The sequence below is a fragment of the Ruegeria sp. AD91A genome (assembly GCF_003443535.1).
In the GTDB taxonomy this organism is placed as follows: Bacteria; Pseudomonadota; Alphaproteobacteria; order Rhodobacterales; family Rhodobacteraceae; genus Ruegeria.
Map to the genome: position 1 here is coordinate 3584896 of NZ_CP031946.1, position 25249 is coordinate 3610144.

General features: G+C 55.7%; 25 protein-coding genes and 1 tRNA gene. 16 read left to right on the top strand and 10 right to left on the bottom strand.

Features of this window, described 5'->3' with window-relative positions:
* Nucleotides 1–332 precede the first annotated feature (332 nt).
* Entirely contained in the window at nucleotides 333–1409 is a 1077-nt protein-coding gene (locus tag D1823_RS18050; protein WP_162896875.1) for a metallophosphoesterase, read from the top strand.
* A gap of 471 nt (nucleotides 1410–1880) precedes the next feature.
* On the opposite strand, the gene D1823_RS18060 is transcribed toward D1823_RS18050, so the two are convergent.
* Nucleotides 1881–2555 (bottom strand): TetR family transcriptional regulator C-terminal domain-containing protein, encoded by a 675-nt coding sequence (locus tag D1823_RS18060; protein WP_162896876.1) that lies wholly within the window; start codon nucleotides 2553–2555, stop codon nucleotides 1881–1883.
* A gap of 103 nt (nucleotides 2556–2658) precedes the next feature.
* On the opposite strand from D1823_RS18060, the gene D1823_RS18065 reads away from it, so the two are divergent.
* From D1823_RS18065 to D1823_RS18100, 8 genes are read left to right on the top strand one after another with little or no spacing between them, the layout of a single operon-like run.
* Entirely contained in the window at nucleotides 2659–3513 is an 855-nt protein-coding gene (locus D1823_RS18065; RefSeq protein WP_117872979.1) for an ABC transporter permease, read from the top strand.
* On the top strand, nucleotides 3510–4298 hold the full coding sequence (locus tag D1823_RS18070) for an ABC transporter permease (protein WP_117872402.1): 789 nt from the start codon (nucleotides 3510–3512) through the stop codon (nucleotides 4296–4298). Before D1823_RS18065 ends, D1823_RS18070 begins: the two co-directional genes overlap by 4 nt.
* Nucleotides 4295–5392, top strand: a complete 1098-nt coding sequence (locus D1823_RS18075; protein ID WP_205511876.1) for an ABC transporter ATP-binding protein — start codon at nucleotides 4295–4297, stop codon at nucleotides 5390–5392. Before D1823_RS18070 ends, D1823_RS18075 begins: the two co-directional genes overlap by 4 nt.
* Before the next feature lie 17 nt (nucleotides 5393–5409).
* The gene (locus D1823_RS18080; protein WP_117872404.1) at nucleotides 5410–6471 is read left to right on the top strand and encodes an ABC transporter substrate-binding protein; all 1062 of its coding nucleotides are present in this window, start codon (nucleotides 5410–5412) and stop codon (nucleotides 6469–6471) included.
* 60 nt (nucleotides 6472–6531) lie between these two features.
* Nucleotides 6532–8592 (top strand): FAD-dependent oxidoreductase, encoded by a 2061-nt coding sequence (locus tag D1823_RS18085; protein ID WP_117872406.1) that lies wholly within the window; start codon nucleotides 6532–6534, stop codon nucleotides 8590–8592.
* Nucleotides 8592–9824 carry an SRPBCC family protein gene (locus D1823_RS18090; RefSeq protein WP_117872408.1) on the top strand — a complete coding sequence of 411 codons (1233 nt, stop codon included), beginning with the start codon at nucleotides 8592–8594 and terminating at the stop codon, nucleotides 9822–9824. Before D1823_RS18085 ends, D1823_RS18090 begins: the two co-directional genes overlap by 1 nt.
* On the top strand, nucleotides 9817–11379 hold the full coding sequence (locus D1823_RS18095) for a trimethylamine methyltransferase family protein (protein WP_117872410.1): 1563 nt from the start codon (nucleotides 9817–9819) through the stop codon (nucleotides 11377–11379). The genes D1823_RS18090 and D1823_RS18095 overlap by 8 nt, the downstream gene beginning before the upstream one ends.
* A complete protein-coding gene (locus D1823_RS18100) occupies nucleotides 11372–12721 on the top strand; it encodes an aminotransferase (protein WP_117872412.1) in 1350 nt (449 codons plus the stop codon). The genes D1823_RS18095 and D1823_RS18100 overlap by 8 nt, the downstream gene beginning before the upstream one ends.
* Nucleotides 12722–12998: 277 nt before the next feature.
* Here D1823_RS18100 and D1823_RS18105 read toward each other — a convergent pair whose 3' ends face one another.
* The 6 genes from D1823_RS18105 to D1823_RS18130 form a co-directional block, all read right to left on the bottom strand.
* A complete protein-coding gene (locus D1823_RS18105) occupies nucleotides 12999–13292 on the bottom strand; it encodes a hypothetical protein (RefSeq protein WP_117872414.1) in 294 nt (97 codons plus the stop codon).
* Nucleotides 13289–13600 (bottom strand): hypothetical protein, encoded by a 312-nt coding sequence (locus D1823_RS18110; protein WP_117872416.1) that lies wholly within the window; start codon nucleotides 13598–13600, stop codon nucleotides 13289–13291. Before D1823_RS18110 ends, D1823_RS18105 begins: the two co-directional genes overlap by 4 nt.
* 85 nt (nucleotides 13601–13685) lie before the next feature.
* On the bottom strand, nucleotides 13686–14219 hold the full coding sequence (locus D1823_RS18115; RefSeq protein ID WP_117872418.1) for a hypothetical protein: 534 nt from the start codon (nucleotides 14217–14219) through the stop codon (nucleotides 13686–13688).
* Nucleotides 14216–15430 (bottom strand): integrase arm-type DNA-binding domain-containing protein, encoded by a 1215-nt coding sequence (locus tag D1823_RS18120; RefSeq protein ID WP_162896877.1) that lies wholly within the window; start codon nucleotides 15428–15430, stop codon nucleotides 14216–14218. Before D1823_RS18120 ends, D1823_RS18115 begins: the two co-directional genes overlap by 4 nt.
* A gap of 155 nt (nucleotides 15431–15585) precedes the next feature.
* Nucleotides 15586–15661: transfer RNA gene (locus tag D1823_RS18125), tRNA-Ala, on the bottom strand.
* Between the two features lie 143 nt (nucleotides 15662–15804).
* Nucleotides 15805–16131, bottom strand: coding sequence for a TIGR02300 family protein (locus D1823_RS18130; RefSeq protein WP_117872422.1), 327 nt, complete (start codon nucleotides 16129–16131; stop codon nucleotides 15805–15807).
* A 100-nt stretch (nucleotides 16132–16231) separates the two neighbouring features.
* On the opposite strand from D1823_RS18130, the gene D1823_RS18135 reads away from it, so the two are divergent.
* From D1823_RS18135 to D1823_RS18145, 3 genes are all read left to right on the top strand, one after another.
* The gene (locus D1823_RS18135) at nucleotides 16232–16927 is read left to right on the top strand and encodes a M48 family metallopeptidase (RefSeq protein ID WP_254683759.1); all 696 of its coding nucleotides are present in this window, start codon (nucleotides 16232–16234) and stop codon (nucleotides 16925–16927) included.
* 30 nt (nucleotides 16928–16957) lie between these two features.
* Nucleotides 16958–17605: a GntR family transcriptional regulator gene (locus D1823_RS18140; RefSeq protein ID WP_117872426.1), complete on the top strand. Its 648-nt coding sequence runs from the start codon at nucleotides 16958–16960 to the stop codon at nucleotides 17603–17605.
* 112 nt (nucleotides 17606–17717) lie between these two features.
* Nucleotides 17718–18848 carry a lytic murein transglycosylase gene (locus tag D1823_RS18145; RefSeq protein ID WP_117872428.1) on the top strand — a complete coding sequence of 377 codons (1131 nt, stop codon included), beginning with the start codon at nucleotides 17718–17720 and terminating at the stop codon, nucleotides 18846–18848.
* A gap of 3 nt (nucleotides 18849–18851) precedes the next feature.
* On the opposite strand, the gene D1823_RS18150 is transcribed toward D1823_RS18145, so the two are convergent.
* Both D1823_RS18150 and D1823_RS18155 read right to left on the bottom strand, forming a co-directional pair.
* Entirely contained in the window at nucleotides 18852–19814 is a 963-nt protein-coding gene (locus tag D1823_RS18150; protein ID WP_117872430.1) for an acetyl-CoA carboxylase carboxyltransferase subunit alpha, read from the bottom strand.
* Nucleotides 19815–20076: 262 nt separating this feature from the next.
* Nucleotides 20077–20673, bottom strand: coding sequence for a LysE family translocator (locus D1823_RS18155; protein ID WP_117872432.1), 597 nt, complete (start codon nucleotides 20671–20673; stop codon nucleotides 20077–20079).
* A gap of 73 nt (nucleotides 20674–20746) precedes the next feature.
* Here D1823_RS18155 and D1823_RS18160 point away from each other — a divergent pair, with 73 nt between their 5' ends.
* Together D1823_RS18160 and D1823_RS18165 are read left to right on the top strand one after the other, a co-directional pair.
* Nucleotides 20747–21199: an Lrp/AsnC family transcriptional regulator gene (locus D1823_RS18160; protein ID WP_117872981.1), complete on the top strand. Its 453-nt coding sequence runs from the start codon at nucleotides 20747–20749 to the stop codon at nucleotides 21197–21199.
* A gap of 119 nt (nucleotides 21200–21318) precedes the next feature.
* Nucleotides 21319–21897 carry a PA14 domain-containing protein gene (locus D1823_RS18165; protein ID WP_117872435.1) on the top strand — a complete coding sequence of 193 codons (579 nt, stop codon included), beginning with the start codon at nucleotides 21319–21321 and terminating at the stop codon, nucleotides 21895–21897.
* A gap of 44 nt (nucleotides 21898–21941) precedes the next feature.
* Here D1823_RS18165 and D1823_RS18170 read toward each other — a convergent pair whose 3' ends face one another.
* Nucleotides 21942–22904, bottom strand: a complete 963-nt coding sequence (locus D1823_RS18170) for an L-malyl-CoA/beta-methylmalyl-CoA lyase (RefSeq protein ID WP_117872438.1) — start codon at nucleotides 22902–22904, stop codon at nucleotides 21942–21944.
* A gap of 295 nt (nucleotides 22905–23199) precedes the next feature.
* Between D1823_RS18170 and dgcN the strand changes: the two genes are divergently transcribed.
* Both dgcN and dgcA read left to right on the top strand, forming a co-directional pair.
* Nucleotides 23200–24201, top strand: a complete 1002-nt coding sequence (gene dgcN / locus D1823_RS18175) for an N-acetyltransferase DgcN (protein ID WP_117872440.1) — start codon at nucleotides 23200–23202, stop codon at nucleotides 24199–24201.
* A gap of 72 nt (nucleotides 24202–24273) precedes the next feature.
* The gene (gene dgcA / locus D1823_RS18180; protein WP_117872442.1) at nucleotides 24274–25239 is read left to right on the top strand and encodes an N-acetyl-D-Glu racemase DgcA; all 966 of its coding nucleotides are present in this window, start codon (nucleotides 24274–24276) and stop codon (nucleotides 25237–25239) included.
* The last annotated feature ends 10 nt before the right edge of the window (nucleotides 25240–25249 follow it).

A 25249-nucleotide genomic window follows, 5' to 3' on the forward strand; every position in this document is an offset into this window, starting at 1 on the left:
GTACGTCCCAATGGTGCATGCGGTGAGGTACTCCAGAAAGCTTTCAAATGAAGTGTGATATTCTATGCTACTGAAGTTGCCGGCTGCCTCAACCTAAGTTCCTCTTGCAAGATCCACTGGACTTTTCAGATCCCGATCGTAAATTCGCCGCTTAGTTCGAAAGGGGTGCCCGTTTGTTGACTAGGACCGCTTCAACCGTTCTCGGGGCTTTGATTTGGCTTTGTTTCGTTGCTCCGCCTTCTACTGCTGAAGTACTGCAGCATTGGGTTCAACTCGGGCCCGACAAGACAATTGTTGTTCGAGCTATCTCTACATCGTCTAGCTGCCCTTTGTTGAAAATCGACGGGCGTGTTGTTGCAATGCATAAACGTGCTGCTCCAGATGACCAATTTCCGGAAATCGTTTGCGAGCATCGTGCCCGACAAGATTCACAGAAGATGGAACTTGAGGGAGACACGCTACCAACCTTGAGTCAAAGCGTACAGCGTATTGCCGTGATTGGAGATACTGGATGCCGTATTCGCAGATCCAGAGTACAAGATTGCAATGATCCCGATGCCTGGCCATTGAAATCAATTGCCGCAGAAATTGCGTCCAGATCGCCAGACTTGGTCATCCACGTTGGCGACTATTTGTACCGATCGGCAGAGTGCCCCGAACCGGAGAAGTGCGGTGGATCGCCCTTTGGTGACAATTTCCAGACGTGGTCTGCCGACTGGTTGGATCCTGCAGATAGGCTGCTCAAGCTCGCTCCATTTGTTTTTATAAGAGGTAATCACGAAAACTGCGGACGCGGCAGCAAAGGATGGTTCCGTTATTTTGCCCCAGGTTTCGTTCCCTCAGATTGTCCAGCTGTGACCGAGCCGTGGATAGCTTCTGTCAACGGCCTCAATCTAATTGCATTTGATTCATCCGCAGGCCCTGCACCTCAAAGCAGCACTGAGTTGTTAAATGTTTACGGTAAGATGGCGCGAGATTTGTTTGCAAATATCAGCGGAGAAACTTGGTTTCTTACTCATCGCCCACTTTGGGTAAACATGCATGCATTCGGTGAATTGATCGATGGTGACGACACACAGCGCGCAGCATTCAGTAGAGCCATTCCAGAAACAGTAAATCTTTTTCTTTCTGGCCATATTCACGCTTTTCAAGCAATCGACTTGTTGGACGGGCCGGTGCAGGGTATTAGCGGCAACGGCGGGACGCAGCTTGATCCGATGCCCACAGGTGTTGTCACCGATGTCAAAGTTGCCGGAAATTTGGCGAGTGTCGTCGCGAACAATGGTGATTTCGGCTTTCTGATGTTGACCAGACAAGCCGATAGCAATTGGTTGATGGAAGCGATCGATGAAACAGGAGCGGCTCGGAACCGATGCCGTTTAGTCAGGCGTGCGCTTTCCTGCGAGTGAAACAAAGCCAAATCTTAGCAGCATAAATTCGCTTTAGAATCCTTCTCCAGGAGGTCAGTCTCGCGCCCCTGTGCAGCATCGCTGAAGCGGGATACTTTGGCCAGAGTTAGTAGCGGACAGCGGTCATTATTCGTGGTCATTCCGAGAAATTTTGCCTGAAGGTCTGCATTGAACTGCAGCGGACGTTCGCTGAAATCTGCTGAACGGCAGAGTTGCGGACTTTGCCGCCGTTGGCTCGCTCTCAACGGAGGACCGCACACAGCCCCATAGCGGACATGCCCAACCTAAAAGCGGACGAGAAGAAGACATACGCTGCTCGAGCAATGGAGACCGTCCTCCAGCACAACGCAGTCGTTGATTTTCCTCAAAGTCAGGGTGGACGACAAGTAGGTGCGAAGAGGCCTGCCAAAACCAATGGTCGGCTGTCCAAGAAGAGGTTTTTTCTATCTAAAATCTAAGCGTCGCTAGGACTCACAACTTGAACTTGCCGGGGAAAAGGCCGCACAAAAATCTTCGTATTAGTTTAACAGAGCGCCGCCGAGAAAAGCCCTGCATATCGGTAAGATAATTCACCCACATACCTTCCATCAGAGCCAGAGTTCCACTAGTGGCATCGTCCACCAAATTTGCGTCACGCCCGTTGTGGTGGGCTATCTCCGAGAATGCAAGTCGCAAGGTCTCGACAAGTCTGTGATCTTGGGTGCTGCTGTAGCGGGCAATGCCTGGGTGTGAGCTTGCGATGCCGCGGAATGCATGCCAGATTTTCGTACTTCTTGGATTGAGCAGAGCTTCGGATAGGTCCGCTTCGATCACGGACATCACACGGTCTTCGGGCGATGCATCCGAACCCAGATCGGTCAATTTGTCCATTTCGGCATAATATTGAGCACTGAAATGCTGGGCTGCTGCCGTCAGCAAATTGTCCTTCCCGCCGAAATGCAAATGGATCATTCCGCGCGATAAACCAGAACGCTCGCAGATGCGGCTGACCGTTGTATCGGTGACTCCAATATCCGCGATAGAGTCCAAAGTCGCCTTGATCAGAAGTTGCCTGTTGGCATCTGGATCACGTTTCGAGCCACGTTTTCTTCCTCTGACGTTTTCCACTTTATTCAATAATTCCATTCTCTTGATGGCATCCCTCAAGTCTATCTCACAGGAAGATTGACACGAAAGACCGTTCTGGCGCAACATTTAATGGACGATCGTCCATTAGTGACTCGTGAAAATCCGGAAGGGAGGTTGGGTAATCTTTCGTAGCGAAGCATCCCGGGGCTATACCCTCAGCGCACCAGCCACGGCTTATGTGGGTTTTCTGGTGACGGCTCCATTGTTGATCCTGATCGCCTATTCGTTCTGGACGCAAACCTACGTAACGCTCGACAAGACACCTACACTAAAAAATTATGGCGACGCGTTTGCAGATCCTCTGGTCCGGCACTTGATGCTAAGGTCGATCTGGATTGCCGGAGCAGTAACAGCAGTTACCGTCGCACTGGCATATCCCATCGCTTATTTCATCGCGATGAAGGCCCGGAAAAAGACCATCTGGCTTCTGCTCATCACTATTCCATTCTGGTCTAGCTACCTCCTGCGCGTTTTTGCCTGGAAACTCATCCTAGGGTTCAATGGAGTGATGAACTCTGCACTGTTGATGCTTGGTCTGATTGACGAACCGCTGGACTTCCTTCTCTACAATGAATTTGCAGTCGTGCTGACGCTTGCTCATGCTTGGGCACCTTTTGCGATCCTGCCGATCTATGTCTCGTTGCAGAAGATCGATCCAAGCCTGTTGGAGGCCGCCACAGACCTCGGCAACAGTCCTTTGCAACGCTTTGTGCGGGTGACGCTGCCGTTGACGGTACCGGGGATCATTGCGGCTTGTCTGATTATCTTTATCCCAACAGTCGGTGACTACGTGACCCCAGCACTGGTCGGCGGATCGGACGGGAAGATGATTGCCAATCTTATTCAGGTGCAGTTCGGGGCCGCCAACAACTGGCCTCTCGGTGCCACACTTTCGCTGATCGCGATGCTGTCAGTCGGTTTCGTCGCCATCGTGTTTGTCATTACCGCCACCCGGCTAGGGAGGCGGATAAGATGAGACGCCCTTCGACCCTGACAGCCTACGCTTTTCTGTATTTGGTTTTTCTTTACCTGCCCGTCCTTTTTCTGCCCTTGTTTTCATTCAATAGCGGCACAATAGTTGCCTTTCCGATCAAGAGCTGGACGCTGGACTGGTATCGGAGGCTGGGCGAACAGGATACCTTGATCCAGGCCCTTTGGAATTCGCTTGGCGTCGGCACCGTCGTGGCACTTCTGTCTACCGCAATGGGATTGTTCGCCGCCCGCGCCTTTGTTCGGTACCGTTTTCGGGGTCAGCGTGCTGCCGAAGGTCTGGTGATGCTGCCTTTGGTTATTCCCGGCATTATCGTTGCTTCTTCAATGCTGGTTCTGTTTCTGTTTATCGGACTCAAGCCGTCTTTGCTGACCGTCGTCCTGGGCCATACATTTCTTGCGCTGCCGTTTTCCGTCTCGATCCTGAAGTCTGCGTTCGATGACTTCGATGCGTCGCTGGAGGAAGCATCTTACGATCTGGGCGTCGGCGTGTTCGATACCTTCCGCCGCGTGACGCTTCCGGTCGTTTCCCCGGGTATCATAGCCAGTTTGCTGGTCACTTTCACAGTCAGCTTCGACGAATTCGTCCTCGCCTTTTTCCTGTCCGGCAACCAACCAACCTTGCCAGTATACATCTGGAGCCAGATTCGTTTCCCCGCCAAGCTTCCAAACGTTTTGGCCCTAGGCTCTATCCTGCTGCTTACATCGGTCCTGCTTTTGGTGCTGGCAGAGTATTTCCGGCGCCGCTCATCCGCATCAGAGGTCAGATGACAGACAAAAACATCATAGAACTCAGGGGCGTCGAAAAGCGCTATGGTACATTCCTGGCGGCTAGCGGGATCAATCTCGATCTTATAGAAGGCGAGTTTTTCTCACTCCTCGGCCCATCGGGATGTGGCAAAACCACGGTATTGAGGATGATCGCGGGGTTCCAAGAGCCGACCAAAGGCACTGTACTGATCGACGATCAGGATATGGATGGTGTGCCTGCCAATAACCGGCCGACCAACATGGTATTTCAGAGCTATGCTATCTTCCCGCACCTGAATGTCGGGAACAACGTGGCCTATGGGTTACGCGGCAAGGCCCCCAAAGCCGAAATCGACCAGCGCGTAGCCGAGGCCTTGGAAATGGTCGAGCTGGGCGGTCTTGAGGATCGCGGTGCAAGTGAGTTGTCAGGCGGGCAACGGCAAAGGGTGGCGCTCGCCCGCGCGCTGATCATGCGACCCAAAGTATTGTTGCTGGATGAGCCCTTGTCGGCCTTGGACAAGAAGCTGCGCGAGCAGATGCAATTTGAAATGCGCAATCTGCAGCAATCGCTGGGTATCACCTTTGTGATGGTCACACACGACCAATACGAGGCGATGACAATGTCTGACCGCATTGGCGTGATGTTCAATGGGCGCCTCAAGCAGGTGGATACGCCAACAACGCTTTACGCCCGGCCTTGCGATCAGCAGGTTGCCAGTTTCATCGGTGAGATGAACATTCTGCCTGCCCAGTTGCTAAAGGAAAACGGCGATACGCTTTCAATCGACGCGAAGGCCTTTGGCCAAATGGAGATTGAAAGAAACCCCAACGTTGCAACCAGCGCCCGAGATATGAACATCGGTATTCGACCCGAACAATTAGAAATCACCGCTGAAAAACCCGAAGACTATCCATCAACCGTTCAGGGCAAAGTCAGCAATGTCGCCTTCTATGGCGAGAACATTCACTACCACATTCAGGTTGCGGAAACCGACGAGCCGATCTCGGTCTCGGTTCCGAACTACTTTCACACGGTTGATTTCAATCGCGGCGACGCAGTTTGGCTGGGAGTCCAAAGCGCCAGCGTGATCGATCTTGGCACAGACACAGAATAAGACAATGGGAGGAAATAATGAAACTTCAGAGAATTGCGGCTTTCGCATATGCGACGGCGATAAGTGCAGGAAGCGCCAGCGCCGGTGGAGCTGATCTGACGGTTTTTGACTGGTCGGGATATGAAGACCCGGGCTTCTTTGCCAGCTACATGGAAAAATACGGGAATGAGGCACCGAGCTATTCCTATTTCGGAAGCCAGGAAGAAGCCTTTACCAAGCTGAGTTCCGGTTTTACTGCTGATCTGGCACATCCTTGTTCCGACGCGGTCAGAAAATGGGTCGCAGCAGATCTGATTCAGCCGCTGGATGAAAGCAAACTGACCAATTGGGCCGATGTACTGCCCGAGATCAAGGAAGTCGACGCCATCGTTCTGGACGGCCAGCTTTACATGTTGCCGTTCGAGTGGGGGAATACGGGCCTTATCTATCGAACTGACAAAATCTCGGCGGACGATATCTCACTGCAATTGTTGGCTGATCCGGCCTATGCAGGCAAGATCGCAATCCCGGATGCCGCATCATCTGCCTATGCGCTGGCGGCGCTGGCTACTGGAAATGCCGACGATTACACTAACCTAAGCGATGAGCAATTCAAGGAAGCATCGGATTTCCTGCGCTCGATCCACCCGAACATGCGTTTTTACTGGTCCGATGCAGGTCAGTTTGACCAGGCCATGACCAGCGGCGAGATCGAATTTGGTTGGGCCTGGAACCAGTCAGAACTGAACCTGATTTGGAATGAGGTGCCTGCAGCTATGATGCGAGACGTCGACAAGGGTATCGCGACTTGGGCGTGCGGTTATGTGCACCTTAAATCATCCACGACACCGGTCGATCAGGTCTATGATCTGTTGAACGCGCTTACTGACCCGGCCAGCGGTCAGTACATCATCGACAACTGGGGCTACCCGCATTCCAACGCAAAAGCTTTCGAAGTTGCCGACCAAGCCAACATCGAAGCTTATGGTTTCTCCGATCCAAAAAGCTTCTTCGAGGGCAGTTTGTTCTTTGATGCAGTGAACCCCGAGCTTGAGGCAAAAATGCTGGCGGAGTTTGAACGGATTAAAGCCGGCTTCTGATTCAACAATATCTCCGGGGCCAACCAACCCCGGAACACAAACACAGGAAAACGCGTGAACATGTCAGACGCGAACCCATATGCTATGCTCTTGGAACCGGTTCAGATCGGGCCAGTCACTGCAAGGAACCGCTTCTATCAGGTGCCTCATTGCACCGGGCTGGGGCACCTCCGACCAAGGGCGGACGCCGCCGTTCGTGGAATGAAGGCCGAAGGCGGGTGGGCGGTGGTTTCCAATCAGGAGACCGAGATTCACCCGACTTCTGACCTGTCTCCTTACGCCGAAGGGCGGCTATGGGACGCGCGCGATGTGCCCGCGTTGTGGCTGATGACAGACGCAGTACATGCACATGGTGCGCTGGCGGCTATCCAGCTGGTTCATAACGGCAATCATGCGCAAAACCTGCTAACCCGCGCCCCGGTTCTTGCGCCTTCCGAAATGTCCGTCGACATGACACACCCCAAGCAGGCGCAGGCCATGGATAAAGCTGATATTCGCGAGTTCCGCCGCTGGCACCGCGAGGCCGCCCTGCGCGCAAAAGATGCCGGATTTGACATCATTTACGTCTATGCCGGACACAACATGACTTTGGCGCAACATTTCATGCTGCCGCATATGAACCAGCGTAGTGATGAATATGGCGGGTCGCTTGAAAATCGCGTGCGCCTGACACGCGAACTGCTGGAAGATACCCACGAAGCTGTAGGTGACAGCTGCGCTGTGGCGCTCCGGTTTGCCATTGATGAGATGGTGGGCGCAGACGGCATGCAGGCTTCAGAAGAAGGCCGTGCCGTGGTCGAGCTTTTGGCCGATCTTCCTGACCTATGGGATGTGAACGTTGCCGACTGGTCCAATGACAGTGCCACAACCCGCTTTCAACCGGGGGATGGCTATCAGAACGCGTTTCTGTCGCACGTCAAACAGATCACACGGAAACCTGTGGTTGGTGTCGGTCGCCTGACGTCCCCCGATATGATGCTGTCGATGGTCAAAAAGGGAATCGTCGACCTTATCGGAGCGGCGCGACCTTCCATTGCGGACCCGTTCATTCCCAAAAAGATTGAAGAGGGCCGCATTGACGAAATCCGCGAATGCATTGGCTGCAATATTTGCGTGTCTTCGGACAATTTGGGTATACCGATCCGTTGCACCCAAAACCCGACCATGGGCGAGGAATGGCGGCGTGGTTGGCACCCCGAGATCATCCCGCCGAAAAAGAGCAACGCGGATACTTTGGTTATTGGCGGTGGCCCTGCCGGTCTTGAATGCGCTACGCAATTGGCAAGGCGAGGATATCAGGTGACCTTGGCCGAAGCCTCAGCTGAATTTGGTGGACGTGTTGCAAAGGAAAGCAAGCTTCCCGGCCTCGCGGCTTGGTCCCGCGTCGTCGACTATCGCCTGATTGACCTAAAGCAGCGCGGCAACGTTCAGTTGTTCACCGACAGCAGACTTGATGGCGATCAGGTAGCAGAGCTTGGCGTCGAACACGTCTTTGTGGCCACCGGCAGCCATTGGCGCACCGACGGTATCGGCCGTAGCACGCAGCGCCATATGCCTCAGATCGAGCAAACCGCCAAAGTGTTGACGCCTGATGACATCATGAACGGCCTTCTGCCTCCGGATGGGCCGGTGATGATCTATGATGATGACCACATCTATCTGGCAGGGGTGATTGCTGAAAAACTGGCGACCGCCGGATACCAGGTGGTCTTCGTCACGCCAGAGAGTTTAGTTTCAACTTACGCCGTCAATACTTTGGAGCAGCCTCGTATTCAGGCCCGCCTGATCGAGCTTGGTATCGACATTCGCTGCAATCAGGTGCTGACGGCGGTTAAAGGTGACATCGCGCGCATCGGGTGTGCCTTTACCGGACGCGAAACGGATATTCCGTGTGCGTCGACAATTCTGGTTACCGAGCGCCACCGAGAGACAGCGCTTTATGACAGCTTGCACGGGATCGGTTTGAAAACCCTCGAACTTATTGGCGATGCCGCGTCTCCGGGGTTGATCGTGGACGCAGTCTTCGCAGGCCACCGCGCGGCACGCGATTTTGAACGCCCAAAGGCAGAAGCGGACAAGGATTGGTTTCGCCGCGAGATAATCGATTTGGAGGAGACGTGATGAACAGCCGACCGTTTGAGTTAGATGCTTTGATGGCCTCGCACCAGTACGGCCACGCGCTGCCGCGTGAATTCTATACCTCGCAAGACATCTATAACTATGACATTGCCCAGGTCTGGAACCGTAACTGGCTTTGGGCAGGGCATGTCAGCCAAATCCCAAACCCCGGAGACTATTTTCTGTTCGACTATGGCCCGGAGAGCATCATTATTGTTCGCGACCGCGAAGGCGAAGTTCGCGCTCATTTGAACGTCTGTCGCCATCGTGGATCTCGCGTCTGCACTGAACAGTCCGGCAACTCTCGCGTTCTTGTTTGCCCCTACCACGCATGGACATATGAGCTATCAGGAAAACTTCGTGCAAGTCACAATATGGGGGAACAGTTCGACCCGTCAAAATTTGGGCTTCTTCCCGTTCAGGTGAGTGTCTTCAAGGGCCTGATCTTTGTCTGTGCAGATGCAAACACTCCATCACTTGATCCTGTCCTCAGTAAACTTGAGCCACTCGTCGAACCCTATGGCCTCAACAATTTGAAAGTAGCGCATACAGCGTCATTTCCCGTCCCCGCGAATTGGAAACTAGCGGTTGAGAACTACCTTGAATGCTACCACTGCGGGCCAGCGCACAAAGAGTATTCTCGCTCTCATAGCCTGAAATCGCCACAAGACATGGCTGGCTTGGTCGAGCCGCTAAATGCAAGGGCTGTAGAAGTTGGGCTGACACCTGATGAATTGGCGCTTGTTGGCGAGGCTGCGCTCACCCCATTCACCAGCGGGTACTATCGGCGCTACCCGCTTTACCAAGGTTACAAAACCGGAAGCAAATCGGGCGAGGCGCTTGCGCCATTGCTTGGAACGCTGAAAGGCTTCGATGGTGGCGCAACTGACTTTGATATTGGTCCATTGAATTGGTTCCTGATTTATTCGGATCACATGGTGGGTTACCGCTTTGTTCCACGTGGTCTGCAGGAAACCGACATTCAGGTGGTCTGGCTGGTTCGCGCTGACGCCGAAGAAGGCCAGGATTACGACAAGGAAGACCTGACCTGGCTTTGGCATGTCACATCTTTGGATGACGAGCGTATCATTCGCCACAACCAGTCCGGCGTGAATTCTCAATACTTCCAACCGGGCCCCTTGGGCGAAATGGAAACCGCGATCCAGGATTTTTACGATTTCTATTTCGCAATGATCAGCCCGGAACCAGAACAAAGGATGGCCGGTAATGGCTGAGGCAAAATCACGCCGTCGCGGTGGTGGTGGGCGCGCCGCGCGCATAAAGGTGCAACAGGCGACTACGGGCAATGAGGCCGTATGTGGAGGCTTAAGCGGCGGACGCTATAAGCCGTTGACCCAATCAGATATGGAGAACATCCACCAAGCGGCCCTGACCGTTCTGGAAAACACCGGCGTCACCGACCATTTTCCGGAATTGCTTGATCTGGTTCTGCCCAAGGGCGCGGTGATGAATAACCTCAATCGGCTGTGCTTCCCACGCGCCCTGATGGACGACATCATCGCTGGTGCTGCCAAGGAATTTTATGTCTATGCCCGCGGAGAGCGTGAAGGCAAAGACGATATGCATTGCTCGGCAGAGAGTGTCTATTTCGCCAACTCTGGCACCGCCGTCACCACCTTCGATTCCGAGACCAAAACTTATCGCCCTTCGGTCCTGCGCGACGTTTATGATTTCACCCGTCTGGTGGACTGTTTGGACAACATCCATATGCTGGGCGATACGGTTTTAGCCACCGACGTGACCGATGATTTCGCTCACGACATGAACACCATATATGCGATGCTCGCAGGTAGCCAAAAACCTGCCTGTCTGACCTTTCGCGACCGCAGCCATATCCCACATGCCATTCATATGTTTGATTTGGCGCAAGGTGGCGATGGAGCTTTCATGAAGAAGCCAAGCGTCATATTTGGCGGCTGCCCTATGGTGTCCCCCTTGCGGATCGGCAAGGAGAACATGGAAATCTTGATCGATACCGCCAAACTTGGCCTGACCGTCGATCTGGCCGTGCCTCCTCAGGCCGGAGCCACAGCCCCCGCGACGCTTGCGGGGACGCTAGTACAAACCGTGGCCGAAACGCTGGCCTGCGTTGCCATAGTGAACCTCATCACACCAGGCTGTCCGGTCTGCTTTGCCGCTTGGCCCTTTATCACAGATTTGCGCAGCGGCTCGTTCACCGGTGGTGGCGGTGAACAGGCTCTGATTGGCGCGGCTGCCATTCAAATGGGTAATTTCTATGGCCTTCCCACATCCGTTGGTGCAGGCATGACCGATGCCAAAATACCCGACGCGCAATACGGGTTAGAAAAGGCGCTGACCTTCACTCTTGCTGCTCATGCCGGTGCCAATCGCCTTTGCGAGTTTGGCGGTATGATCGGCAGCCTCATGGGATGTAGTTTTGAAAGTATGGTCATCGATGACGAAGCGGGCGGAATGATACTGAGATCTTTACGCGGGATAGAGGTCACGGATGAAACCATGGCTGTGGATGTGATCCACCAATGCGCCATCGACCCTGGTCATTTCCTCGGCAACCCCCACACGCTAAACTATATGAACAGCGAGTTCGTCTACCCACAGCTTATGGATCGGGAGCGTACAGACACATGGGAAAACGAAGGCAAATCAGATTTACTGGACCGCGCTCGTGACAAAGCCAATTCTATTTTAGACAGCCATTTCCCTAACTATTTCGGCGCTTCGGACACTCAGGTGCGCGAAGAATTCCCCATTGTAATGAGCGCGGAAAGCATGACCTATCATGGATAACTCTAACGCCAAACAATGGGACAACGATCACTTCCTGCACCCGTGGGAAGGGATGGAAGCTTTGGGCAAAAACAACCGTACTTTTGTCGAAAGTGCCAGTGGCATCCATGTGGTGAACGAAAAAGGCGAACGCTTGATCGACGGACCGGGAGGCATGTGGTGCACCCAGATCGGCTATGGACGAGAGGAGATGGCCGAGGCCATGGCTGAGCAGGCTCGGAACCTTGCTTATTTCTCGCCCTTTAACAACTCCAACTCGACCGCCGCGCGGTTCGCGCGCGAAATCGCCAATCGTGCGCCGGGCGACTTGAACAGTGTCTTTTTTACCACCGGCGGTTCCACTGCGGTTGATACGGCCATCCGGTTTGTCCATTTCCGCAACAACCTCTTGGGACGCCCCGAGAAAAAGAAAATCATTTCACGGCAAAAAGCCTATCACGGAAGCACTTATCTGGCGGCCAGCATCAGTGGAAAAGAGCGTGACCGGCTTTGGCTCGACAAGGCGGATGACCTCGCACATTTCCTGCCAGACGTGAATCCGCTCTACCGTTCACCTGGTCAAAGCGAAGAGAGCTTTCTGAAGGAGAAAATTTCCGATCTTGAAAACGCCATTGTAGCTCTTGGTCCCGAAAACGTTGCCGCTTTTATCGCCGAACCGGTTCTGGCATCTGGCGGCGTGATCGTGCCGCCTAATGGATACCACAAAGGCTGCCTAAACATCTGCAAGAAGTATGATGTTCTATATATCTCCGACGAAGTGGTGACAGCATTTGGGCGATTGGGCCATTGGTTTTCGTCAGAAGCTGTTTTCGGCATTCAACCTGACATAATCACTTGTGCCAAAGGAATGACTTCTGGGTACGCGCCGATGGGTGCCGCGATAATCTCTGAACGATTGATCGCAGACGTTGGAGGAAAAGATGCGACCTTCTCAAATGGCTACACCTATTCTGGTCATCCGGTTAGCGCGGCTGCGGGTTTGAAGAGCATTGAGATCATTGAACGGGAAAAAATCCTCGAACACGTTCGAATGGTCGCTCCGGTTTTTCAGGATGAACTACAGCAGTTGCGTCAGATAGGCATCGTTGCCGACGTGCGTGGGATGGGTTTAATGGGTTGCGTTCAATGCTCAGTCGACGGTGATCCTCGGAGCGAGTTGGGACGCGATTACGAGATTGGTAGCCAGATCGATATAGAATGCCAAAAACGTGGGTTATTAGTTCGACCGGTTATCAACATGTGTGTTCTTTCGCCGCCCCTTATCATTAGCGAAATCGAAATTAAGAAGATGTTTTCTGTCTTGCGCGAAGGGCTTGAAGCGACAAACACCTGGCTTAGCTGATTCAGTGACCAATGAAGAGCATGCAACTCCGTTTCGAGTGTAAGCAGGTTGGGATGCCACTACAAAATTCAGATTCCGCGTTCAATGTCCGCAATGGGCCGCCAGCTAGAATTTGAAAAGTCCGCTTTCTGCGCGTTGGCGACCTCGGTACTGTTCGCCGCAATGGTACATTTTGCCGTCAGGCCCAGCGCTTATCGTCTTCGACAGGACGCCGCCGTTCTTCTGCCACAGCGTCACTCGGATCGTGTCTTTTGACATAACGCCCCTCGTATTCAGATCATATGTCGTTGATCCGGTCCGCTGCAGTTGCCCTGAGGTCTGGCGCGTCAATCCGCACCGCTTGCCAGTCGATCCCGGCTGCAATTGCGCGGACATGTTCAGCGCGCCAGAAGTGCTGGCGACCTATCTGGATGGGTTCAGGCGCATCGCCGCTGTCCACCAAGCGTAGCCACGTGCTGGGCGATCCGGGGAACATGCCCAGAGCGCCGCTGTGGGTGGACAGTTGCTTCAGGGTGTAGAGACCTGTCTTCGGGAATTGATCCGGGTGGATGGGCATGCGTGCGACACTCATTCGGACGCCTCCGCCTGTGCCATGACTTTCCGGCCAAGCTTCACTGCCCTCTTGGCGTCGAGGGCCTCATAGCTGCGAAAGATATCACGGGGATCATCATGATCGCCACCGGCTTCAATCCAAGCAGTGATATCACTGCCCAGATACCTGATTTGTCCGGTTGGAAGGTTCATAAATTTCGGGCCTAGATTGAACTCACGCCAGTGGTCCAACAGATAGAAGTCGTCAGCGCTGAGACCGAGCAGTGCAGCCAGATACCGCTCATCATAGAGACGGTGTGGAACGGGCGCTTCGATGTGATCTGACATTGCCAGCCTCCTACAAAAAGATACTGGCATTGTTGTAGGCCGTGCTTACCCGACGAAACGAGCGTTCCTTTCGTCGGGCTTATTTTTATGGCTTGAACAGGTCTACGACCGCTTCAAGGGGTGTCAGGGAGTTGTGTTTGCGCTCTAGTTCCAGCATGTATTTTTCGATCTGGTAATCCAGCCGAACAACGTAAACGATGTTACCGCCTGCATTGGAATGCTCTGGCGGTTTCGCGTCCCAGTTTTCCTTATGCCAGCGTGCCGCTTTTTCGGCATCGACACCGGCATAACCGGCAACATCTTTGCGGGCATCCTTCTCATCGACCCCAGCTTTGATTAGGTGGTTGATTGCGGCAATGATTTTCGCACGAAACACGACCTCGTCTTGGTCGATAGCTGCATTGCCCGCTCGCTCCTTATGCACACGCTTCCGCTCGGCATGGTAGGCCCGCTCAATGGCAGGCCACCTAATCCCAGAGGCCTTGGCAAACTCCGTCGCTGCCCAAAGCTCATCGGCCAGCTTTGCATCATCAGGAATACCGGTCTGAGAGTTTGCTCGCTCCCGAAGGGCCTTAACCCAAGTCAGGGCGCGATCTGCGTCAGTCTCTTCCCTGCTCATACCTTTAACCCCGCAATCATCGGCACGACGTTAGCACGGCCTTCCTGCAACTGAACCAGAAACTGCGAATAAGCCTCCATCATCACCCGGCGCTGGGCGAGGAACGATGTGCGGTCATATGCGCGGCCATGCTGCTCCTTCGATGCATGGGATAACTGTGCCTCTGCCAATTTCTCATCGAACCCGAGATGCTCTGTTACTAGTGTGCGCAGCGTCGCCCGCAGGCCGTGGGCATCTGTCTCACCGGCAAATCCGATCCTTCGGATCATGTTCATGGTAGCCGGTTCGGAAACAGGTCCGTTCTCGCTGGCAAAGACGAATTCGCGGTGGCCGTTGAGCTTGTACATCTCGTTGAGGATTTTGATCACCGGGTTCGTCAAGGGAATGGCAATCGTAATGCCCGTCTTGGTGACGGGGTTGATCCAGACACGCTCACCCATGTTGATGTCCGTCCAACGCATTTTGCGCACTTCACCGGCCCTCTGACCTGTATGTGCGATAATCTGCACTAGAGGCTTGCCCAAGGTCTGATGCGGCCACGCGTCCAGCCCCTGCAGAAACAGCGCGAGACGCTCTGGCTCAACGATGGCGGGGTGGTGTTTCTTCGGCTGGGGCTTGAACCTGTCGATCACGTTTGCGCCCGGTACAGAGGAGATCAGGCCCTCGGCCTCCGCATAGCCCAGAACCTGCCGCAGGATGCGAATGACACGGCGCGCAGTCTCGTGCGATCCGCGATCCGCGATTTTGAGCGCGACGGCCTTTATGTCGACCGCCGTGATATCCGCCACCTCTACCGTCCCCAGCAGAGGGATGGCATCCTTTTCGATCCGGTTGCGGGCGCGGACATAAGTCTTCTCTGCCCAGTGCGGGCGCTCCTCCACCAACCACGCGCGAGCAACCCCGGCGAAGGTGGTGTCGGTCAGACCGGACCGAGCCTGTACCTCTGCGCGCATCTCCGCCACGTCGGGGGTGATATTGGTGTCTAGCAGGTTTCTCTGCGCCTCGACGCGCTGTCGCGCGTCCTTGAGGCCGACAGAGGGATAGGAGCCCAAGGTCATCTCACGCTGCTTGCTATCGACCCTGTAGCGCCAGACCCATGTCTTGCTGCCTTTCGGGTGAACGATCAGCGTCAGGCCACCGCCATCTGCCAGCTTGATCTTCTTGTCGCCCGGCTTCGCGGCCTTGATTTGTCTGTCTGTCAGTTTGGTCAACTTGCATACTTTCTCACTGGCGAACCCCACACAGACCCCCACAATGGGAATTCTGGCAGAGCCCAAGTTTCCTTGGGGGTGAGAAAGACTGGCACGTCAAAGGCCTTATTTTCAAAGCCGTGTGACTGCGAGTGAATTCGAACTGAGGAGAAAAATGGTGGAGCCTAGGGGAGTCGAACCCCTGACCTCTTGCATGCCATGCAAGCGCTCTCCCAACTGAGCTAAGGCCCCATTATGGTACCGTTGGTGCGGTGGACGGACGTTTAGGAGACAGTGACGACGAGTGCAAGTCCAAAAATGGAATTGAACTCGAATTTCCGCCCGGGCTGCCCGTCAAATGAAAAAGGCGACCCTGAGGTCGCCTTCTTGCGTAATCAGCTTTCGTCTTCCGAAGATATGTCGGTAATATCGTCCAGAGAAACGTCATCACTGCTGTCGTCATCGTCGTCCAGCAGATCGTCGTCCAGTTCGACATCGACACTTTCGTCATCGTCCAGGACCAGCTCCTCTCCGGACGCGTTTTCACGCGCTTTGACCGAAGCTGCATCTTCAGCATCCGCCGCGATCATGCGGCTTTTGGATGTTTGAAGCTCCACGATCTCGCCAGTGTAGGGGCTGATGATCGGGTCCTTGTTCAGGTCGTAAAATCGCTTACCGGTGGTCGGGCAAACGCGCTTTACGCCCCATTCTTCCTTGGGCATGTCAAATCCCCTTGATATCAGGTGAGTCGTCTAAATGATTCAGCTCACCTGCCACAGGCAGAGGGCACTGTCAAAGTCTTTGCGCAAGAGAGGTCGCGATATGGGAGAGCACGCATTGCCAGGGACACCACCGGTGCCACTGAGGCTGCGCAAATCCGCCCGGGCGCGGCGCATCAGTTTGCGAATTTCTCAGCTGGACGGGCGGGTTACGTTGACCTATCCGATTGGAGTGCCTGAATCCGAGGCGCTGAGTTTCGCACGTACCAAGGAAGAGTGGATTCGCCAGCATTTGCAGGATAGGCCGGTAACGGCCGTGGTGCAGTTTGGACAGCAAGTACCGATTGAAGGCGTTGCCCGGCGAATCGTGCCGGCGGACGGTCGACGTGTTCAGTTGCAGGCGGACGAGGTCGCAGTGCCAAAAGGGGCCGAGGCACGCAGATTGGCCCGGTTTCTGAAGGAACTGGCGCGGGACCGGTTAACCGGTGCGTGCGATGATTATGCGGCAATGCTGGGACGCCCATATACCACGCTTAGCCTGCGCGACACGCGGTCACGCTGGGGGTCATGCAGTTCGCATGGCGGATTGATGTTCTCGTGGCGTCTCATTCTGGCGCCGCCAGACGTACTGCACTATGTGGCTGCACATGAAGTGGCGCATCTTGCCGAGATGAACCACTCGCCCGCATTCTGGGCGCAGGTAGAGAATATCTTCGGCCCCTATCAGCAACCCCGTCGCTGGTTGCGCGACAATGGGGCAGAGTTGCATCGATACAGGTTCGACGCAAAGCCGAGTTGACCTTGAGTTATTTTGTGATCACATAAGCGGATGTTGAACACACGTCCGTCTGAAACCCAAACTGCCACTCATGACCGGGTGTACCGCGCCCTGAGGTCTCGAATCATGCACGGCGAAATGGCGCCGGGTCAGGCGCTGACCTTGCGTGGTATCGGCAAGGAGTTTGGCGTCTCGATGACCCCGGCGCGAGAGGCCGTGCGCCGTCTGGCCGCCGAGGGGGCTTTGTTCCTGTCCAATTCCGGCCGGGTCTCGACGCCCGAATTGACCAACGACCGGATCGAAGAATTGGCAGCGTTGCGCGCGTTGCTGGAAGTCGAACTGGCCAGCCGGGCTCTGCCCAGGGCGCATATTGCGCTGATCGACCGGTTGCAGACCATCAATATGACCGTTGCAGAAACGGTGACCAAGCGGGACGCGGTTGGTTACATCCGGTCAAATCTGGAGTTTCACCGCACCCTGTACCTGCGTGCTCAAGCACCCGCGATGCTGGCCATTGCCGAAACGGTCTGGCTGCAACTGGGGCCAACGATGAGAGCGCTTTACGGTCGTCTCAGGCGCACTGAACCACCGCATTATCACAAGCTGATCATCGCTGCCCTCAAGGCCGGGGACGAACCGGGCTTGCGCTTGGCGGTCCGCTCGGACGTGACACAGGGGCTGCGCTTGCTGGTGAGCTGAGCGGCATCCCGCCGACCTTTCGGCGCACAAGATAGAGGGGTTCACTGTCTGGCCTGTTCAGCCCGACTGGGTTACTCTTGAGGCAAATCACAAACAAGAGCAGACCACAGCCATGATCACTCGCCGGACTTTTTCCATTTGCCTTGGATCAACATTGTTGGCCGCCTGCACGGGTGGTGGTGCGCCATCCAGCGCACCTGCTTCCCGAATGCGGGCAGTTCCCAATGCAGGCTGGGATGCCTGGGTCGCCGGGTTCAAGGGCAGGGCGGCATCGCAGGGAATTTCACAATCCACAATTGACCGCGCTTTTCAGGGCGCAGGGTACCTTCCTGATGTGATCGAGCGCGACCGCAATCAGGTAGAGTTCAAGCGTACGCTCGAAGATTATCTGGCCATTGCCGCCTCGGACGAGCGGATCAGCACAGGACAGAAGATGCTGCGGCAATATAACGGGATGCTGTCGCAGATCGAGGCGCAGTACGGAGTAGACAAGGAAATCGTCGTTGCAGTGTGGGGGCTGGAAAGCCGCTATGGCGCGCGTCGCGGCGATGTGCCCGTTGTGTCAGCTCTATCAACACTGGCCTATGATGGGCGACGTGGTCAGTTCTTTGAAAGCCAGTTGATCGCGGCGATGAAGATCCTTCAGAACGGCGACACCACGCCTGACAACATGACCGGCAGCTGGGCCGGTGCGATGGGGCATACGCAGTTCATTCCAACCTCTTACCTCGCTTATGCGGTGGATTTCACCGGCGACGGGCGGCGGGATATCTGGTCGGATGATCCGACGGATTCGCTGGCTTCGACCGCAGCTTATCTGTCGCGTGCAGGCTGGGTGCGGGGGCAGCCCTGGGGGGGCGAGGTCGGAACCATTTCCGGTACTCCGGTGGCCGTGCTGCAACCACAGGTACCCGGGCCGCGCATTGCTGTCTTCCGCAATTTTCAGGTCATCAAACGCTACAACAACTCGGACAGCTACGCGATTGGCGTCGGGCATCTGGCGGACAGAATTGCCGGCGGCGCACCGTTTCAGGCCTCGTTCGGGCCAGATGAAAACGGTCTGACATTGGACGACCGCAAGGAATTGCAACGTCGGCTGACATCCGAAGGGTATGATACGAAGGGCGCGGACGGGGTGATCGGCAAAAACACAACGTCAGCCATCAGCGCGTATCAAAGCGCCAATGGCCTTGCTGTCACCGGAGAGCCCTCGGTCGCATTGTTGCGCAGGCTGGGTGGCTGACGGTTACGCCGCCAACCCTTTTGATCCGATATCGAGGAATTTTTGACGGCGGTCCTGAATCAGGGCTGCCGCGTCTTTGCCGTCCAGTTCCGCCAACATGGCGGTAAGTGCCTCGCGGACGGATTTGACAGTTGCAGGACGATCGCGATGCGCACCGCCCTTGGGTTCAGGGATGATCCGGTCACAAACGCCAAGCTTGTGAAGGTCCTGAGCGGTCAGCCGCAGCGCTTCGGCGGCTTCACGCATCTTTTCTGCATCTTTCCACAGGATTGACGCGCAGCCTTCCGGCGAGATCACCGAATAGACCGAATGTTCCAGCATCGCCACGCGGTTGGCGGTGGCAAAGGCCACGGCTCCGCCCGAGCCGCCTTCGCCGATGATGACCGACACTAGGGGCACACCGATCTTCAGGCACATCTCGGTCGACCGGGCAATCGCTTCGGACTGACCGCGTTCCTCGGCGCCTTTGCCGGGATAGGCGCCGGCAGTATCGATCAGTGTGATCACCGGCAGGCCAAACCGCCCGGCCATCTCCATCAGGCGGACCGCCTTGCGATAACCTTCGGGCCGGGCCATGCCGAAATTTCGCTCGATCCGCGATTTGGTGTCGCTGCCTTTTTCATGGCCGATTACCATGACCGGTTGATCGTTGAAACGTGCAAGCCCGCCAATCACGGCCAGATCATCGGCAAAATTGCGATCTCCGGCCAAAGGGGTAAATTCGGTGAACAGGGCATTGACGTAAGCGCTGCAATGCGGGCGTTCCGGATGTCGGGCGACCTGGCATTTCCGCCAAGGCGTCAGGTCGGCATAAAGCTCACCCAGAAGCTTGGCGGCTTTGGCGTCCAAAGCGGCGGCTTCTTCGGTTACGTCCATCTCTTCGTTGGTGCGGGCCAGCGCACGCAGTTCTTCAGCCTTGCCTTCAATCTCGGCCAGTGGTTTTTCGAAATCCAGATACTGGGTCATGACGCCTCTCAACGCGAAAGTTCCCTGCTATATGGCCTGACGATGCTCCGGATGCAACTCAGCAAGATCTGTGTGTCGAAGATGTTCGATTTCAGGTGGGCGAATAGAAAAACGGATACTGGTGGACACCGCCAATAAAGACAGCGTGCTGCGTGCGCAGGCCTGCACCCATGATAGCCTTGCCGCGAAGTCTGACCCTATGATCCACCCGACACAGCGCCCAAGGATGTGCTGGCTGAAACCTGCCTGCCGTTGAAGCAGGTCAACTGGGCCAAAGAACGGGATAGAGTGAGGCCACAAGCAGCACCGCCATTGTCCAGTTGAACACAACCAACCGGCGCGGGTTCGTCAGCACCCGCGACATCTGCTGACCAAGAAAGGTCCATGTGCTCACCGACGGCAGGTTGACCGCCCCGAAAACCAACGCAACGAGGGCAATTGCATGCAGGGTCTGATTGGGTGTGTAAGCGGTTGTGGCGGTCAGGGCCATGGCCCAGGCTTTGGGGTTCACCCACTGAAAGGCGGCGGCCTGTAGAAACGTCATGGGAGTCCCCGCTGCCAAAGCGCCCCCGGCTGGTGCGGCATGTGCGATCTTCCATGCCAGATACAGCAGATAGATCACCGACACGATCTTCAGCACTGAATGGCTGACCGGATATCGGTCAAAGACCTGAACCAGCCCTGCACCAACCAGCAGCACCATGAGCGTGAAGCCAAGGCCAATGCCCAGCATATGCGGGATCGAACGCCGAAAGCCGAAATTCGCACCCGATGCCATCAGCATCAGATTGTTCGGCCCGGGCGTAATGGATGTCACGAAGGCAAAGGCGATGAGGGCCAGAAGGATGTCGTAAGTCATACTGCGAAGTATCGTCCGACCGGCAGCAAATGAAATTGCTTTTTCGTGCGCGTTTCTGCTATTTTTGCAACTTGTGATGAAGAATGATCATATAAATCGCCAGATATTGCATGAACTGACCCGTGATGGGCGTATCAGCAACCTGGAATTGGCCGAACGGGTCGGGCTGTCGCCTTCCGCCTGCCTGCGTCGCGTTCAAGAGCTTGAGAAAGCCGGCGTGATCACCGGCTATCGTGCGGTTTTGAACCCGGCGTCGATGGGTGTCGGCTTTGTCGCCTACATCGGCGTTGGTCTTGGCGAACACACAAAAGCGGCGCAGGAGGGGTTTGAACGGGCTCTGCAACAAGCCCCCGAAGTGGTCGAATGCCACAACATCACCGGTACGATCGAATACCTGCTGCGCGTCGAATGCGCCGACTTGTCGTCCTACAAGACCTTCCATACCGAGGTGCTGGGAACGCTGCCACATGTTACGTCGATCACTTCCTATGTGGTCATGGGGTCGCCCAAGGATCTGCGTGCGTAACCTCTGAAATTGTGAAGCCGCACTCTCTTGCAGCGCCAATTTTCAGAGCCTAGTGTCACTGTAATGACGTTGCCAGGGGATACGCCCAGCCAAAACGGCACGCAAACAGGGAGATTACGATGAAACTCGTTCGAACAGTGGCGACCGCAGTTGCCATGTCGGTAGTTGCCGGGGCCGCTTTGTCTGCACCGCTGAAACTGCAACCTGCCAATCCACAGCCTTCTCCGAAGGCAGGGTTGAATGTCAAATACATTGGCACAGGCAATCAACACAAGAAGATCCGGGATCTGAGTCAGGCAAAAAGCATGCTGTCTCAGGCAAAGCCCGGAAAGCCGTTGCGTGGGTTGGATTATAGGGACACAAGCAAGGGTGAGGACGTCATGACGTTCGACGAAGCCTATAATGTTGCCGCTGAGGTGACAGGGTATATGCGGTTTAACTCACCGGGCGTTTACGAGCTGGAAACGTGGTCGAATGACGGGATAGAAGCTTGGGTTGGTGGTCAGCAGATCGGCCGCGTAACTGGTATTCAAGGTTGTGAAGCCAATCAACGCACGGAAGTGGAAGTGCCCAAAGCGGGTTGGTATCCGTTGAAGATCGTCTATTTCCAGAAACTGGGAACCTCTTGCCTGATGATGAAGTCAGGAAAGAAGGGTGAGCGCTTCACATGGACGCCCAATGAGGTTTTCGGCCGTTGAAGAGTTTAAAAAAGGGCGCTCGGTCGGGCGCCCTTTTTTATGGCTTAGCTGCTCGCCGCAATCAGTTCGGCCTGTGCCACAATGACTTCGGCCTGCTTGATTGAGGCGATGTCGACAAGACGTCCTTTGTAGACGGTCGCGCCTTCACCGTTGGCTTTGGCCTGTTCCATTGCGGCCAGGATTTCGCGGGCCTCAGAAACGGCCTCATCCGACGGGGTAAAGACCTGATTGGCCAGTGCGATCTGCTTGGGATGGATCGCCCATTTGCCGACCATACCAAGTGTGGCCGAGCGTTTCGCCTGAGCGATGTACCCTTCATCATCGCTGAAATCCCCGAATGGTCCATCCACTGGCAACACCCCATGGGTGCGGCAGGCCGCAACGATGGCGGCTTGGGCCCAGTGCCAGGGATCGGACCAGTGTTTTTCACCCTCGCGCAGCATGTAATAGTTTTCCTGTGTGCCGCCGATGCCCGTGGTCTGCATTCCCATCGAGGCGGCAAAATCTGCGGCCCCAAGGCTCATGGCCTGCAAACGGGGTGAGGAGGCTGCGATCTCTTCCACATGCGCGATACCGGCAGCGGATTCGATAATGACCTCGAAGCTGATCGGTTTGGTCCGGCCCTTGGCGCGTTCAATGGCGGTGACAAGGGCATCCACGGCATAGACATCTGATGCACAACCGACTTTGGGAATCATGATCTGGTCCAGACGGTCGCCTGCCTGCTCCAACACGTCGACAACGTCACGATACCAATAGGGGGTATCCAATCCGTTGATGCGAACGGACATGTATTTATTGCCCCAATCAACAGTATTCAGCGCTTCGATGACGTTGGCGCGGGCTACATCCTTGTCCGAAGGCGCAACCGAATCCTCAAGGTCAAGGTTGATCACATCCGCAGCAGAAGCTGCCATTTTCGGGAACAGTTTGGTATTCGACCCCGGACCAAACAGTTGACAGCGATTGGGTCGTGCAGGCGCGGCGGGTTGGATGCGAAAGCTCATCTGGACCTCGTGTGGGTAATGAAGTTGCGATTTTCTCGCCCAATGAGGTATTAAATTGCGCAACTTGGCGCAAGGGAGATTGTGCATCTGCGGCAATGCGGTTGCAGAATGCAAATTTCCAGCAGAAGATGAGTGGTGATTAAAGATTAATCAATTTGAAAAATTCGAAGAATTTTGCGTCATCCCGCACAAGAGCGCAAGAACATCGCGCGTTAGCTGTGTTTGACGGAGCAGAACGCGAAACGCTCGTTTTGCCGCTTCACTAGCTTAGGCCGGAATCAAAGGAGTGACCGCAATGATCGAGACACCGTACCTGCTGTTTTTGGGCGATGCGCCCGACCAATTGGCGGCCAAAGTGGCTGTGGGCATCAAGGATTGGCGCCCGGAAAACGCCGTCGGCCAATACCGTATGGACGGCTGCAAGGCCGATCTGGGCCTGACCGATATGACCCTGACAGAGGCGAAAGAGGCCGGTGCCAAAACGCTGGTCATCGGCGTGGCCAACCGTGGGGGCGTGATCAGCCAGGAATGGAAAAAGGTTCTGGTCATGGCACTGGAGGAAGGGTTTGACCTTGCCTCCGGCTTGCACAACCTGTTGCGCGATGAACCTGACCTGGTGGCGGTGGCCGAAGCGACCGGTCAAAAGCTGCACGACGTGCGTGTGCCCGAAGTCGATTACCCGATTGCCAACGGGATCAAGCGCAAGGGCAAGCGTTGTCTGGCCGTGGGCACCGATTGTTCGGTCGGCAAGATGTACACCGCAATGGCGATGGATGCTGAAATGCGCAAGCGTGGTATGAAGTCGACCTTCCGCGCGACTGGTCAGACGGGCATCCTGATCACCGGCGATGGTGTGCCGCTGGACGCCGTAGTCGCGGATTTCATGGCGGGCTCAATCGAATGGCTGACACCTGACAACGACGACGATCACTGGGACCTGATCGAAGGCCAGGGCTCATTGTTCCATGTATCCTATTCCGGTGTGACCATGGCACTGATCCACGGCGGCCAGCCGGACGCCCTGATCCTGAGCCATGAACCGACCCGTGAGCACATGCGCGGTCTGCCGACCTATCAGCAACCGTCTTTGGAAACCCTGCGCGACACCGCGCTGGCCCTGGCCAAAGTGGCGAATCCCGATTGTCAGGTCGTCGGCGTTTCCGTCAACACGCAGCACCTGTCCGAAGATGACGCGACGGCGTATCTGGCCAAGATCGAAGCAGACATGGGGCTGCCTGCGACCGATCCGTTCCGCTTTGGTTCAGGCAAGCTGGTGGACGCGCTGGCTGCGATGTGATCTGAGACACGTGCCGGTGGCGGGTTCAACCGCTTCCGGCGTTAGATTTGGAAAAGATGAAGGAGCGGGTGCGTGCGGATAGAGGTCTCTCGCGATGTGTTTCGGCTGGCGCAGGTGTTTACCATCTCGCGCGGGTCACGGACCGAGGCAAAAGTGCTGACGGTTCGGGTGTCGGACGGAACGCATCAGGGCTGGGGTGAATGCGTTCCCTATGCGCGTTATGACGAAACGCTCGAGTCGGTTGAGGCCGAGATTGCCGGCTTGCCTGCGGAGTTCACCCGCCAGTCGCTGATGGACCTACTGCCTGCTGGTGCCGCCCGGAACGCCGTGGATTGCGCCTTGTGGGATCTGGAAAGCAAGCGCGCGGGAAAGCGTGCCTGGGATTTGGCGGGTCTGCCTGTTCCGGGACCAGAGATCACCGCATACACTTTGTCGCTGGACACGCCCGCGGCGATGCAGGCCCAGGCGGCCGAGAACGCGCATCGCCCGCTTCTGAAAATCAAACTGGGCACCCCAGATGACATGCCGCGGCTTGAGGCGGTGCGGGCCGGTGCTCCGAATGCCAAGATCATCGTGGATGCGAACGAAGGCTGGTCGGCCGAGGTTTACGCCGACCTCGCCCCTCATCTGGTACGTTTGGGCGTGGCACTGGTCGAGCAACCCTTGCCCGCCGGGGACGACGACGCATTAATCGGAATGGACCGCCCGGTGCCCGTCTGCGCTGACGAGTCCTGCCATGATCGCGCCAGCCTGTCCGGGCTGATGGGCAAATACGATATCATCAACATCAAACTCGACAAGACCGGTGGCCTGACCGAGGCACTGGAACTTCGCAAAGCCGCAATCGCGGAAGGGTATGACATCATGGTCGGCTGTATGGTTGGCAGCTCGCTTGCCATGGCACCCGCGACACTGTTGGCGCAGGGTGCGATGGTGACGGACCTTGACGGCCCGCTTCTGTTAGCCGAAGACCGCGACACCCCGCTGATTTTTGACGACACCGGAGTTCACCCGCCAGAAGCGGCGCTCTGGGGCTGAGGAGACAAAC